Here is a 13,285-nt window from a genome sequence, read left to right on the forward strand (position 1 = left end):
GAAGGGTCGGGGTCTGCGAGTATCGCAGTGATCGGATCACCGTGTCGCCCCCGCCGGGAGGGCCAGCGCGAGCGCCGACGGACCGTCCAGGAACATCAGGCCCCGCTCGGCGAAGCCGGCGAAGGCCTCCTGAACGGCGTCGAGCGGCAACCGCCGGGGCAGGCGTTCCCGTACGGCTGCCGCGCCGATCGGCCGGTCGACGCAGGCGAGGTAGATCTCGGCGAGATCGCCTTCGAATGTGTACGTGCCCTCCGCTCCGGGGTGCCTGGTGTCGTAGATCTGCAGCAGGCCGGGCGCGGAGAAGTAGGTGAGCGTCGGTGGTGTCGCACGCTGCCACGCGGCCGTCCACTCCGCGGCGGCCTCGCGGACACCGGCGTACGCCTCGTCGGGCAGCGGGTCGACCAGCTCGTACTCGAAGAAGTAGGCGATCTTGCCGAGATCGAACCGGTCCGGATAAACATACCGGTATCCCCGCTCCGGGTGGCGCACGCGGACGCCCGAATCCTTCTGGGTGAACAGGGGGCTGAACCGCTCCATCCAGACCCGTCCGGCGCCGACGGGCGGCCGCAGGTGCACGAGGTGCGGCATGACCGCGGCCTGGGCCCGGTAGTCGTCGGCGGACTCACCGGGGAAACCCCAGAGGATGTTCCACGAGATCGTGATGCCGTAGTAGAGGCCCCAGCGCAGGACGTTGACGTTCTGCCCGGCCCGGACACCCTTGCGCATCAGGCCGAGCACCCGGGTGCTCAGCGACTCCAGGCCGGGTTGCAGATGTGTCACCCCGCCCTGCCGGAGCAGTTTCAGCTGTTGGCGAGTGAGGTTCGCCTTGACCTCGTAGAAGATGTCGTACGTGGTGCCGGAAGCGATCAGCTCGGGGAAGAGCCCGGACAGGTAGGCGGTATCCAGGATGTTGTCGACCGCCTCGAAACGGAAGCTGCGGTACCGCCGCGCCTGGGTGGCCAGTTCGGCCGCCACCCGGCCCGGAGACTTGGCGCGAAACTGCATGCCGGAGCCGTTGAGCCCGCAGAACGTGCAATGGTGTTTGGCGCCCCACCAGCATCCGCGGGCGGACTCGAACGGGATGCGGACGTTGCGCAGACCGGCGCTGGGCTGCAGCCCGAGCGCCTCGGCCCGGCTGAAGTATTCGTCGTAGTCCGGCGGCGGCGACTCGTCGAGACGCTCGAACGGCGGCCTCGGTGCCGTGGCCACCACCCGGTCTCCCCGGCGTCCGGCGACTCCGGGCACCCTCTCCGGGTCGGCGCCGGTGGCCAGGGCGGACAGCAACTCGGGGAAGGCCACGTCGCCCTCGCCCAGCACCGCGTAGTCGATGGCGTCGACCCGCCGGACGTACTCCAGTCCCATCTCGTCGTCGAAGTTGGCGCCGCCGAAGACCGTAACCAGATGCGGGAACTCCCGTTTCAGCCGCCGGGCCAGCGCGAAGGAGGCCGTGTTCTGCTGGAACGTGCAGGTGAAACCGACGACCCGCACGTCCTGCCAGCGCACGGCGCCCGCCAGGTGGTCGAGGTAGGCGGGCACGTCCTCGTCACGGACCCGCCGGAGCAGTTCGCGGCCGCCGGGCAGATCGAGCTTCGCCGCGGGGTCGTCGAGCAGGGCACCCTCCGCGTCGGGCGCCTGGTCACCGAAGGCCGCGACCGAGAACAGCCAGTCGCCGAACATGTGTCCGCGCTGCTCGCACAGCGACTCGTAGGTCTCGGTGCCGATCCGGTGGGCGAAGTCGAGGTTGGCGTGCAGGGTGCCGACCGTGTACCCGTGCCCGGTGGCGACCGCCTTGAGCAGGCCCAGCTGGATCGACGGCCGATCGGCCGTCATGAACGGCATCGACACCAGGACCACCGGCCAGGCGGCCCGCTCTTCGGCGGACGGACGCCGCGCGACCGGCTGCGGATCAGGAAGCCTCAACAGATGACCGGGTGATCGGTGGCCGGCTGCGCGACCGCGCCGGCGGCGAAGGAGGCCCGGAACTGCTCCCGGATCGTCGCCGCGGTCGTCTCGGTGGCCGGGCAGTCGTCCGCGGACACGACCCGCTCGACGACGGCCGCGGACATCTCCTCGGCGCCGGCCGTCGTGACCGCGGCGATCGGGGCACCCAGCACCGCGCCCACGGCGAGTCCACTGAGGAGCGCGCGCGGCCCACTGCGGGAAGGATTGTCGGACATGGGTTTCCCCTTCACTGGCGGGCACGCGACCCCGGTCGCGGCATCAAGCGATTGGCGTCACTATTTCGGCCGGGCACGCCCTCGGGTATTGGCCAGATGGTCTAACTTGGCGCGAACCGCGGCGGCCTCCGGATGCCCGAGCGCATCGAAGATCTCGATCGCCTCCCGCCAGGCGCCCCGGGCACGGTCGGCTTCGCCCGAGGCGCGGTACGTGTCACCGAGCCGCAGCCGGGTCATCGCCACCTGGTAGCGGTCGCCGAGGTCGTGCCAGAGGGTGAGCGCGCGCTCGTAGCAGGCGACCGCCTCGTCGTGATGGCCCAGCTGATGGTGGGCGTAGCCCAGGCTGTCCCAGGTGTCGGCGTGGCCGGGCCAGTCGACGGAGTCCGCGTGCAGGGCCAGCGACTGACCGCAGTACTCCAGCGCCTGCTCGTGGTAACCGAGCTGGCTGTGGTACCAGCCCACCCAGTTCAGGGCGTCGGCCTGCCCGGCCCAGTCCTCGGCGAGCCGGAACTGCTCCAGCGCCTGCCGCGCCTGGTCGAGTGCCTGCTGCAGGTTGCCCTGCCGTTCCAGGACCCGGCCGAGGTTGAGCCGGATCCGCGCCTGGCCGGGCAGGTCTCCCAGCTGGGCGAAGAGCTGCAGGGCCTGCTCGGCGTGTGCGCGCGCCTCGTCGAACCGGCCCAGCTGGAGATTGGCCAGGTTGAGCAGGCGGTGCGCCTGGGCCTGGCCGGCCCGGTCGCCGAGCCGACGGGCGGCGTGCAGGGCGGCGCCCATCGTCGCGGCCCAGTCGTGCCAGTGCCCCTGGTAGTTGAGGAAGGCGGTCATCGTCCAGGCGAGACGGTACACATAGGTGTGCAGGCCGCCGGTGGTCGCCAGGGCGAGCGCCGCCAGCAGGTTCGCGTGCTCGGCCACGAACCAGGTCATGGCCTGATCGGCGTCGACGTGCGGCACCGCGACCACGCCGGTCGCGGGCGGATCGATCACCAGCGTTTCGCGGTACGGATAGAGCAGCCGGTCGGCGGCGTGTGCCGTGTGCAGATAGTGGTCGAGCATCCGGCTGAGCGCCGCCTCCCGTTCGACCGCGCTGCCCAGGACTCGGGCCTGCTCGGCGGCGTACGCGCGCAGCAGGTCGTGGAAGGTGAACCGGCCCGGCGCGCTCTCGTCGATGAGGTGGGCCCCGCGGAGCACGGTGAGCAGGCGGCGCGCCTCGGCCGCCGGGACCCCGGCGAGGCTGGCGGCGGCCGCGACCGAGATATCCGGCCCGGGGTGCAGTCCCAGCAGCCGGAACAGTTGCGCGGCCGGCTCGGCCAGCAGGTTGTACGACCAGGACAGGACGGCGCGGGCGTCGGCGGTCGGGTCCTCCCCCGCGAACGCGTCCAGCCCGCCCCGCGCATGCCCCAGCTCGTCGGCGAGTGCGGTGAGCGAGAACCGTGGCTGGGCCGCCGCCCGGGCGGCCACGATGGCCAGCGCCAGCGGCAGCCGGGCGGAGACGGCGATGATGTCGTCGACCGCGGTCGGCTCGACCTCGACCCGCGACTCGCCGATGCGCCGCCGCAGCATCTGGCGCCCCTCGTCGGCGGTCACCAGGTCGACCGGCACCGCGACCGCACCGGCCGCGATCAGCCCCGACAACCAGTTGCGGCTGGTCACCACGGCCAGGCAGCCGGCCGATCCGGGCAGCAGCGGGGTCACCTGGTCGGTGTCGCGCGCGTTGTCCAGCACCACCAGCACCCGCCGCCCGGCGAGCAGGCTGCGATAGAGGGCCGCCTGTTGTTCGAGGGTGGCCGGCACCCGGCGGGCCGGCACCCCGAGCGCGTCGAGAAAGCCGCGCAGGGCCTCGCCGGGTTCCATGGCCGACCGGTGCGGATCGAAACCGCGGAGGTTGACGTACAGCTGGCCGTGCGGGAAGCGGGCGCTGATCCGGTGCGCCCAGTGCACGGCGAGCGAGGTCTTGCCGACCCCGGCCGTCCCGGTGATCAGGGCGATCACCATGCCGTCACCGGTCACCAGGGCGTCGAGCTGGCGCAACTCGTTGACCCGGCCGACGAAGTGCGGTGTCGCGTACGGCAGCTGCGCCGGGATCGGCGGCCGCAGGACCGGCTCGGACACGGTCGAGCCGGACGGCGCGTCGAGCGACGGATCGTTGGCGAGGAACCGCTTGTACAGGTCCTGAAGTTCGGCCGACGGATCGACACCGAGCTCTTCGCGCAGATATCGGGCCTGTTCGTGGAAGGCGGCCAGCGCTTCGGCCTGGCGCCCGCTGCGATACAACGCGGTCATCAGGGAGCCCCGGAGCCGCTCCCGCATCGGGTGCCCGGCGACCAGGCGGGTCAGCTCGGTGACCAGGTCCTCGTCGTTGCCCATCGCGAGATCGATCTCGATCCGCTCCTCGAGCACGCTGATGCGGCGCTCCTCGAGCCGGGCCCGCTCGGCGTCCAGCAGCGGACCGCCCAGCCCGTCGAAGGCCGGCCCGCGCCAGAGCTGCATCGCGGCGTGCATGGCCTGAACCGCCTCGGGCAGCTCACCGGCCGCCCGTGCCGTGCGGGCCCGGCTGACCTCGCGGTCGAACACCTCCAGGTCGAGACTGCCGGGCGGCAGCGCCAGCCGGTAGCCGACCTCGCTCCAGGTGAGCACCTGGGACGGCGAACGATCGGAGCGCACCGGCTCGAACGCCCGGCGTAGGCCGGAGATGTACTTCTGGACGACGTTCACCGCATAAGCCGGTGCGGTATCGCCCCAGATCGCCTCGATCAGCTGTTCCCGGCGTACCGGCCGGTTGGACCGCAGGGCCAGGACGGCGAGCACCACCCGCTGCTGGACCGGGCCGAGGCTCAGGCGGGTGTCACCCAGCCACGCCTGAATGGGACCGAGGACCTCCACGCGCAGCGCCGGCCCCGGCTGACCCTGGTGCGACCCGACCAAGGATGCCCCCTCAGATCGACAATGACCACAGTGTACGAACCCGGACGCGTCAAACCCCACGAGGTCATTCACGTTTTACGGGAGATCTGATGGAGGGTTCTCGCTTTCCGCCATGACTGAGGCTCCGCCTTCTGGACCGGCGGTGGTTCCGGAAGATCCGGGTCAGGCGGTCGCCGGTTCGACGGGGCGGACGGTGGTGTCGGCGGTGGGCGAGGCCGGGCGCTGCCGGCTGCGCAGACCGCCGATCGCGCAGAGTACGACGCCGGCCGCGAGCCAGGCGGACAGCACGATGATCGAGTGGGCCGCCCCGTGGCCGTCGAAGAAGGCGGTGGAGCGCAGCAGTTGGCCGCCGGCACCGGGCGGCAGCAGCTGACCGAGCGGGCCCGACCAGCCGGGCAGCATCTGCGGGGCGGTCGATGTGCCCGACAGCGGGTTGCCGACCAGCATCATGGTGGCGGCGCCGATGCCGAAGCCGGCGTAGCCGAGCAGGGACTCCAGGCCGAGGATGGTCAGCGAGGTGGCCGCGATGGTCAGGGCGATCGCGCCGGTGTTGGCCAGGTAGGAGCCGTCGAGCGAGCCGAGCCAGAACTGCAGGATCGCCGCCATGGCCAGACCGCCGGTGACAGCGAACGCGAGGGCGCCGGTGATCCGGCGGCCGGTGCCGCGCACGAGCCGGGTGAGCAGCACCGCGGTGAGTATGCCGCCGAGGACCAGGGGAAGGGCTCCGGCGGCCAGTCCCGCGCCGCGTGGGTCGTCGGCGGGCAGAGCGACGAGGTCACGGACGGCCGCCGGGGTGCCGGCGTCCTGTGCGTGGGACTGACTGAGTGCGGCTCCCACATTCTGCAGCGTCTGCGCGATCGCGGCGCTGGCCGCGGTCGCGGTGATGACCTGCGGGTTGCCGGCGCTGACATCGATCGCGCCGTAGACCTCGCGGTCGCGGATCAGCTGTTCGGCGGCGGCGGTGTCGGCGACCGTGCTGATGTCGAAGGCACCCGGCAGGCGTTGTTCCAGGGCGGCGCGGACCTGGTCGGTGGCGGCGGACGGCCCGGCGACAGCGATCGGCACGTCGTGCACCGAGGACCGGACCGACGGCCAGGAGAACGCGGTGAGCAGCACGCTGATGATCACAGTGAGCAGGGCGACGGCTCGGCCCACGGTCGGCCATGAGGAGGGTGCGTTGTCAGTGGCCATGGCCAGCTCCTTAAAAGAACGACTGTTCGCTTTATAAGCGAAGCGCAGGGCCGCCTTCCTTGTCAAGAACGATCGTTCGCTTTATTTTTGATCCATGCCACGCGTGTCCGAGCAGTACCTGGCCAGTCGCCGCGCGGAGATCCTGAGCGCGGCGGCCCGCCTCTTCTCCGCCAACGGCTTCCACGCGACGTCGATGGCGGACGTGATCAACGAGTCCGGGCTCTCCGCCGGGGCCGTGTACCGGTACTTCCGTGGCAAGGACGAACTCATAGCCGCCGTGGCGGAGGAGGGGCTGACGGCTGCCGACGAGGCGTTCACCGAGCTGCTGTCCGAGGACGCCGTGCCGTCACCCCAGCAAGCTCTGGCCGCGCTGATCCGGGCCATCAACGACCGGATGACCCCTCACCCCCTCATCGGCGTCGATGTCACCCGGATCGGGGTGCAGGTCTGGGCCGAGGCGTTACGCAGTCCGGAACTCGCCGGCCGGGCCAACGAGGTCTATCGGCGGCTGCGCGGTCACTTCGCCGAGGTGGCCCGCCGCCGGCAGGCTGCCGGGTACCTGCCCGCCGACGCGGTGCCGGAGCAGGTGGGGGCCGCCATGCTGAGCCTCGCGCAGGGATTCATCCTGCAGCGCCTTCTGGTCGACGACACCGACGCCGACGGCTACCTCGCCGGTGTGACGGCGCTGCTGTCCCCGGTCTCGCCGCCTCTGACCTCAGCACCTGCTCCGAACTCCCGTCCGTGACCCTCCGAGCTCCAGAGGCGGCCCAGGGTGCGGCGGCAGCCCCAACCTGTCCGGCTCGATCGTCACCGGGCCGGCACCACCGCGCCGGGTTTGGGCGACGCCAGGCTTCCGGCGCGTTGCCCACGTACGGCGAAGTCCTTCTTCGGCCGGCGGCCCCGCAGCGCGCTGGCGAGCACGTGCGCCCTCTCGGCCTCCGTGATCAGCTCGCGCCGCCGGTCGTTCGCCAAGGCCAGCATCAGGTCCGAGTGCATCATCATGGCTTGTCTCCTTGTTCGCCGTCGATGCATTCATCCTCGGCCGGCGACGGAGCGGTCACATCGGGAGCTCCTACCTATCTTCGCTGGTCAGCCCGGTTTAGAGACAGCGCGTAGGCCGTCTAGGCATACCTAGGTCCGGCATCCCGGCCCGCGCCAGGACGCCGGCGAGCTTCATACACTCCTGACCCGTGGAGGACGCCATCGACGCCGCCGTGCTGCGTGCCGGCCCGCTGCCCGCCTGGATCGCCAGGTTGCGGGCGCTGGCCGGCGGCTCCCCCGATCCTGCCCTGGGCCCCGTGCTGGTGGATCTGGTGAGGTCACCGCCGTACCGGTCGACCAGTTCGCAGCCAGGATGGTGGGGCCTCTGGCGCGCTCTGCTGCGCGTCACCGAGGCCGGCACGGTCGAGCCGCTACGCCCGCTGGCCGGCCACTACAGCACCCACATCGGTGCCGCCACCATGGGCGGGTGGGTCGACGAGCATCTGCGCACGCTGCTGGCCTACACCGACACGGTCCGTGACAGTGCGGGACCGGCCGGACCGTCGCCGCACGACCGGCTCACGACGGCGATCACGGACCTACGCGCCGGACGGATGGAGCCGGCCCGCCTGGCGCTGCACGCGGTGTGGCGCACGACCCGGGCAACGCGTGTGTCGGAACTGCTCGACACGATCGGTGAACGGCACCCCGTCACGGAACCCGTCGCCGACGCGCTGACGGACGCCACGACGGCCAAGGAACTCGACGCGGCCCTGCTGGACTGCCTGCGGAGGCCGCCGAATCCGCGGATCGCCGCCGCGCTCGCCGACCTGCACCGCCATCCCGCGGTCGCCTCGCCCGAACTCACTCCCACCACATACCGGCTGGCCGCAGCCGTCCTGCTGCACGGCGACGCCGCGCTGTCCGAGGTGCTGCATTCCTTGGGCGGTGACCCGTCGTGGCCGGCCGGCGCGTTGCGGGAGCACCTTTCGAGCACCGCGCGACCACTCGACGCACCGTCCCGGGCAGCCTGCGACACGCTGGCCCAGCTGCTCGACGTGGCGGGCCGACGCTCTCGGGCGCAGGCCGGGCGACAGCTGCTGGAGGCGGTGTACGCGGCGCCCGCCGATGATGTCCCACGCCAGCAGTACGCCCAGTGGCTGACCGACACGGGCGATCCGCGCGGTGAATTCATCGCCCTGCAACTGGCTGCCGTACGACGGGACCTGGACCCGGTCGAGCAGGCCCGGGAGGCCGAGCTGCTCGCCCGGCACGCCCGAACCTGGCTCGGTCCGCTGGCGCCGCTGGCCGTGGCGACCGGCACCCGGTTCCGCCGCGGCTTCGTCAGCGGGCTGGCGGTCTACGCCCGCGCCCCGGAACTCATGCGTGCCGTCGCGGGCAACCCGGTCTGGTCCACCGTCGAGACCTTGGAATTCGATCACCGGTCGACCAGCTGCCACCCGAAGGTGAGCGCCCAGGACGGGATCGGACACCCGGCTCTGCGGGCCCTCCGGTCGGTGGGCGGCCTGCTCGGACCCACCGCCGTCGAGGCGTGCACCGCCCATGGCGACCGGCTCGAGGAAGTCGCCGTGTCCGGCCCCACCTGGCGCGACGGCGCCGAGTCCGCCCGGGAACTGGTCGAGGCGCTCGCGACCCTGCCCCACGTGACCCGGCTACGGGTCGCGGGCAGCACCGAACTCGCGAAAGTACGCCGCGATCCGGCGCTGCTGGACACCCTGTTCGCCGGGGCGCTCGGGCAGGCCGTCCAGACGTTCAGCACGTACGGCGACCTCAGCAACCGGCTGTATCGGGACCTGGTGTCGTACTTCCGGACGAACGTGCCGTCCCTGCGCACCCTGGAGCTGCGTGCCGACGCGTGTGGAAGCTGGAGCCACACGGGCTGGACGTTCCGACTGTCCTACCACCGGGGTGCGCTGGCTCCCACCATGCGAGCGCACCTCACACCGCGGCGCGGCAACGAGCCGATGGCCGGCTCGCTCGCCTCCTACCTGCACGGTTTCGGTCACGAGGGCATCGAACACGTCACGGTGCACGCGCCGGCGCGAGTCGACGTATCTCGCGCCCTCGCCGACGAGATCAGCGGCTGGGCAAAACCGCCCTGTGCGATGCCGGAACTCACCGTCGTACCGTGGTGACCCCTGCTTTTCAGCCGCCGAGGTATTTGAGGACGGCCAGCACCCGTCGATGGTCGGTGTCGGTGGGCGACAGTTCGAGTTTGGTGAAGATGTTGCCCACGTACTTCTCCACCGCGCTGTGGCTGACCCGCAACGCCTCGGTGATGCCGGTGTTGGACCGGCCCTCCGCCATCAGGCGCAGCACCTCCTGCTCCCGGGGTGTCAGACGGTGCATCGGGTCGTCGCGGCGGACCAGCAACTGGGCGACGACCTCGGGGTCCAGGGCGGTACCGCCGGCGGCCACCCGCCGCAGCGCGTCGAGAAAGTCCGACACGTGCGCGACCCGGTCCTTCAGCAGGTATCCCACGCCGCTGGTGGCGACCGAGAGCAGATCGGTGGCGTACCTCTCCTCCACGTACTGCGAAAGCACACACACCGCGATCGTCGGGTGCTGCCGCCGGATGACCAGGGCCGCCCGGATGCCCTCGTCGGTGTGGGTCGGCGGCATCCGCACGTCGACCACCACGACGTGTGGCCGGTATTTGTCGACGGCGGACAGCAACTCCTCGGCGTCGGGTACGGCGGCGACGACGTCGAAGCCGCCATCGGTGAGCAACTTGGTGAGACCGGCGCGCAACAGCACGGAGTCTTCGGCTAGTACTACTCGCATGGGAGATCCACCGTAACGGTGGTGGGGCCGCCGGGCGGACTCAGGACCGTGAGCGTGCCGTCGACGGCCGCCGCGCGCTGCGCCAGACCGCGCAACCCGGTGCCGGCCCCGTCCGCCGAGGCACCGCCGCGGCCGTCGTCGGTCACCGTGATGATCAGCCGGTCCTCGGTGCGTTCCGCGGCGACCTCGGCCCGGCTCGCCCCGGCGTGCTTGGCGACGTTCGTCAGGGCCTCGGACACGGCGAAGTAGGCGATCGCCTCGATGCTCGGCGAGCAGCGCGGCACGACGGCGACGCGCAGCCGTACCGGCAGCGGCGCCCGCGCGGCTATGCCGGAGAGCGCCGCGTCGAGTCCCCGGTCGTTGAGCACCGCCGGATGCAGGCCGCGGATGAAGTCGCGCAGTTCGGCGAGGGCGGCGGTGGCCTCGTCGTGCGCGGCGGCGATGACCTCCGACAGCGTCTCGGTGGCCTGGTCCGGGCCGGCGGCGCGGGCCATGCCCAGGTTCATCGCCAGCGACACCAGGCGTTGCTGCACGCCGTCGTGCAGATCGCGCTCGATCCGGCGGCGTTCGTCGTCGGCCGCCCGCACCAGCTCGGTCCGGCTGCGCGCCAGCGACTCGACCCGCTCGGCGAGTTCGTCGCTGGGACTCGGACCGAGCAGGCGCCGGGCCACGGCCGTGTCGGCGGCGGCGATGCCGCGGGCCACCCACGGTGCGGCGAGCAGCAGTACGGCGGCACCGCCGAACCACGACACGGCCTGTGGCCCGGAGCGGTGATCACCCGGGAGTGCCGCGAGCAGCGGCGCTGACCAGCAGAGCACCACGAGCATGCCGCCGACGCCACCCAGCAGCGGCGCGAGCAGGTGATAGCCGAGCTGGCGCCAAACCGGCCCCGCCGCCCACGCCCGCGGCAGCCGCAGCCGACCGGTACCCGCCGCGGCTCTCGGCGCGGCGATCTGCACGCCGAGCAGCGCCCGGAAGCGCTCTCGCTGCAAGGCGCTGAGAAACCGCACGAACGGTAGTAGCGCCAGTGGGCCCAGGACGGCAAGGAACAGGTACAACACGGCGAGCAGCCGGTCGCCGGTCGGCCCCTCGACGAGGCTCACCATCGCGGCCCACCACAGCAGGCCCAGCAGCCAGATCGTCGCGACCGTCGTGGCGCTGAGGAACATCCCGGCCAGCACATGGAAGGTCGCCCGCCAGGCGAGCGGCGACCACAGCGCGGTCACCGGCGCGGCGGCCCGCCCGGCCGTCACGACGCCGCTCCAGATTCGATCATGCGGTCACGGTAGGCGGCCCCGCGGCAGCCCGGCCATCGGGCAGACCCGCCGTCGAGGGTGGGGAAAACCCCACCCCGAAGCGGCTGGTCGCCCCACTGACCGGGCCGCTGCGCCCTGGCAGCGTGAACGCCGGACGAACCAGATGAGGAGCAAGACGATGATCGAGGCACGGGGACTGACCAAGAGATACGGCGACCGGCTTGCCGTCGACGGGCTGACCTTCACCGTACGCCCGGGAACGGTCACGGGCTTTCTCGGCCCGAACGGTGCCGGCAAGTCCACCACCATGCGGATGATTCTCGGGCTGGACCGGCCCACCGGCGGGACGGTGCTGGTCAACGGCAAGCCGTACCACCGGCATGTCGCGCCGCTGCGCGAGGTCGGCGCGCTGCTGGAGGCGCGCTCGGTGCACCCGGGCCGCAGCGCGTTCCGCCACCTGCTGGCCTTGGCACAGACCAACGGGATCAGCCGCACGCGGGTCGACGACGTCCTCGAGGCGGTCGGCCTCACCGGCGCGGCACGGCGGCGGGCCGGACGGTTCTCCCTCGGCATGGGCCAGCGACTCGGCATCGCCACGGCGTTGCTCGGCGACCCTCGCACGGTGATCCTCGACGAGCCGCTCAACGGCCTCGACACCGAAGGCATCCGATGGGTACGCGAGCTGCTGCGCGGCCTCGCCGCCGAGGGCCGTACGGTCTTCGTCTCCTCGCATCTGATGAACGAGATGGCGCTCACCGCCGAGCACCTCATCGTCATCGGCAACGGCCGCCTGATCGCCGATGTCGGCACGGCGGAGTTCGTCCGTACCCGAGGCCGCAACGTGGTGCGGGTGCGCACTGTCGACCCCGACACACTCGCCGCCCGGCTGTCCGGACCCGGCGTCGAGATCTCGTTCGACGGGGGCGAGACCCTGACCGTGTCCGGATCGACCACCGACCGGATCGGCCTGGCGGCCGGTGCGGCCGGCATCACGCTGCTTGAACTCACCGCCCAACAGGCCTCGCTGGAGGAGGCCTTCATCGAGCTGACCCGCGACGCGGTCGAGTACCGCGCGAACCCCGCTGGAGTGTCGTCGTGACCGGTAACGCCCTGCCCACCCGTACCGGAGACCAGCGGGTCACCCGGCTGCGGGTGATCCGTTCGGAGTGGACGAAGCTGCGCTCCCTGCTGTCCACGATCTGGTGCCTCGCGGCCACGGTCGCGCTGCTGGTCGGGGTCGGGGTCGCCTACGCCTCGCTGCGCGTCGCGCGCCCGCCGGCGGACCCGTCCGCCTTCGACGCCACCGCGGTCAGCCTCGCCGGCGTCCAGTTGGCGCAGTTCGCCATCGGCGTCCTGGGCGTGCTGTTCATCACCGGCGAGTACGCCACCGGCACGATCCGGGTGAGTCTCGCGGCGGTGCCCGACCGGGCGGTGTTGTTGTGGGGCAAGGCGGTGACGTTCGGCGTGGCCATCGCCGGGCTGGCCGTACCCGCGGTGGTGGTGACGTTCTACGCCGGCCAGGCGATCCTGTCCGCCGAGCATCTGGACACCGGGATCGGCGCACCCGGCGTGCTCCGGGCGGTGCTCGGCAGCGCGTTGTTCCTGATCGCGGTGGGCCTGTTGGGCCTCGGCCTGGGTGCCCTGCTGCGCAACAGCGCCGGCGGGATCTCGGCGCTGTTCGGCCTGCTCTTCGCCCCGCAGCTGGTGCTGGGGCTGCTGCCGGAGTCGATGTCGGACGCGGCCTACCGATACCTGCCGACCCCGGCGGGCGCGGCCATCACCGCCGTGCACTCCGATCCGGTCACGCTCGGCCCGTGGACCGGGTTCGGGCTGTTCTGCCTGTACACCGCCATCGTGCTCGGGCTCGCCGCGTGGCGACTGCGCCACCGCGACGTCTGAAGGACGGTCCGCGACCTGCTACGCGGGCACCGCGGTTGCTGCCGAAGTCGCGCGTGG

Annotated in this window: 11 protein-coding genes; 4 read left to right on the forward strand and 7 right to left on the reverse strand. The window is 71.8% G+C overall.

Annotated features, from left to right (window positions below):
• Positions 1-36: 36 nt before the first annotated feature.
• The 4 genes from CHC09_RS37890 to CHC09_RS37905 form a co-directional block, all read right to left on the reverse strand.
• Positions 37-1,920, reverse strand: a complete 1,884-nt coding sequence (locus tag CHC09_RS37890; RefSeq protein ID WP_239138797.1) for a RiPP maturation radical SAM C-methyltransferase — start codon at positions 1,918-1,920, stop codon at positions 37-39.
• A complete protein-coding gene (locus CHC09_RS37895) occupies positions 1,917-2,177 on the reverse strand; it encodes a hypothetical protein (protein WP_143232806.1) in 261 nt (86 codons plus the stop codon). Before CHC09_RS37895 ends, CHC09_RS37890 begins: the two co-directional genes overlap by 4 nt.
• A gap of 60 nt (positions 2,178-2,237) precedes the next feature.
• Positions 2,238-5,096, reverse strand: a complete 2,859-nt coding sequence (locus CHC09_RS37900; RefSeq protein WP_179277444.1) for an AfsR/SARP family transcriptional regulator — start codon at positions 5,094-5,096, stop codon at positions 2,238-2,240.
• Between the two features lie 162 nt (positions 5,097-5,258).
• On the reverse strand, positions 5,259-6,287 hold the full coding sequence (locus CHC09_RS37905) for an ABC transporter permease (RefSeq protein WP_089298097.1): 1,029 nt from the start codon (positions 6,285-6,287) through the stop codon (positions 5,259-5,261).
• Positions 6,288-6,381: 94 nt separating this feature from the next.
• Between CHC09_RS37905 and CHC09_RS37910 the strand changes: the two genes are divergently transcribed.
• A complete protein-coding gene (locus tag CHC09_RS37910; RefSeq protein ID WP_089298098.1) occupies positions 6,382-7,032 on the forward strand; it encodes a TetR/AcrR family transcriptional regulator in 651 nt (216 codons plus the stop codon).
• A 62-nt stretch (positions 7,033-7,094) separates the two neighbouring features.
• Here the strand turns inward: CHC09_RS37910 and CHC09_RS37915 are convergent, their stop codons facing one another.
• The gene (locus CHC09_RS37915) at positions 7,095-7,289 is read right to left on the reverse strand and encodes a hypothetical protein (RefSeq protein WP_089298099.1); all 195 of its coding nucleotides are present in this window, start codon (positions 7,287-7,289) and stop codon (positions 7,095-7,097) included.
• Positions 7,290-7,477: 188 nt separating this feature from the next.
• Between CHC09_RS37915 and CHC09_RS37920 the strand changes: the two genes are divergently transcribed.
• Positions 7,478-9,424 (forward strand): TIGR02996 domain-containing protein, encoded by a 1,947-nt coding sequence (locus CHC09_RS37920; protein WP_089298100.1) that lies wholly within the window; start codon positions 7,478-7,480, stop codon positions 9,422-9,424.
• Positions 9,425-9,434: 10 nt separating this feature from the next.
• Here the strand turns inward: CHC09_RS37920 and CHC09_RS37925 are convergent, their stop codons facing one another.
• Together CHC09_RS37925 and CHC09_RS37930 are read right to left on the reverse strand one after the other, a co-directional pair.
• Positions 9,435-10,073, reverse strand: a complete 639-nt coding sequence (locus CHC09_RS37925) for a response regulator transcription factor (protein ID WP_089298101.1) — start codon at positions 10,071-10,073, stop codon at positions 9,435-9,437.
• The gene (locus tag CHC09_RS37930) at positions 10,064-11,326 is read right to left on the reverse strand and encodes a sensor histidine kinase (protein WP_239138798.1); all 1,263 of its coding nucleotides are present in this window, start codon (positions 11,324-11,326) and stop codon (positions 10,064-10,066) included. The genes CHC09_RS37925 and CHC09_RS37930 overlap by 10 nt, the downstream gene beginning before the upstream one ends.
• Before the next feature lie 181 nt (positions 11,327-11,507).
• On the opposite strand from CHC09_RS37930, the gene CHC09_RS37935 reads away from it, so the two are divergent.
• A complete protein-coding gene (locus CHC09_RS37935; RefSeq protein ID WP_089298142.1) occupies positions 11,508-12,428 on the forward strand; it encodes an ABC transporter ATP-binding protein in 921 nt (306 codons plus the stop codon).
• On the forward strand, positions 12,425-13,228 hold the full coding sequence (locus CHC09_RS37940; RefSeq protein ID WP_089298102.1) for an ABC transporter permease subunit: 804 nt from the start codon (positions 12,425-12,427) through the stop codon (positions 13,226-13,228). The genes CHC09_RS37935 and CHC09_RS37940 overlap by 4 nt, the downstream gene beginning before the upstream one ends.
• The last annotated feature ends 57 nt before the right edge of the window (positions 13,229-13,285 follow it).

The sequence above is a fragment of the Actinoplanes regularis genome, from assembly GCF_900188005.1.
Classification (GTDB): Bacteria; Actinomycetota; Actinomycetes; order Mycobacteriales; family Micromonosporaceae; genus Actinoplanes; species Actinoplanes regularis.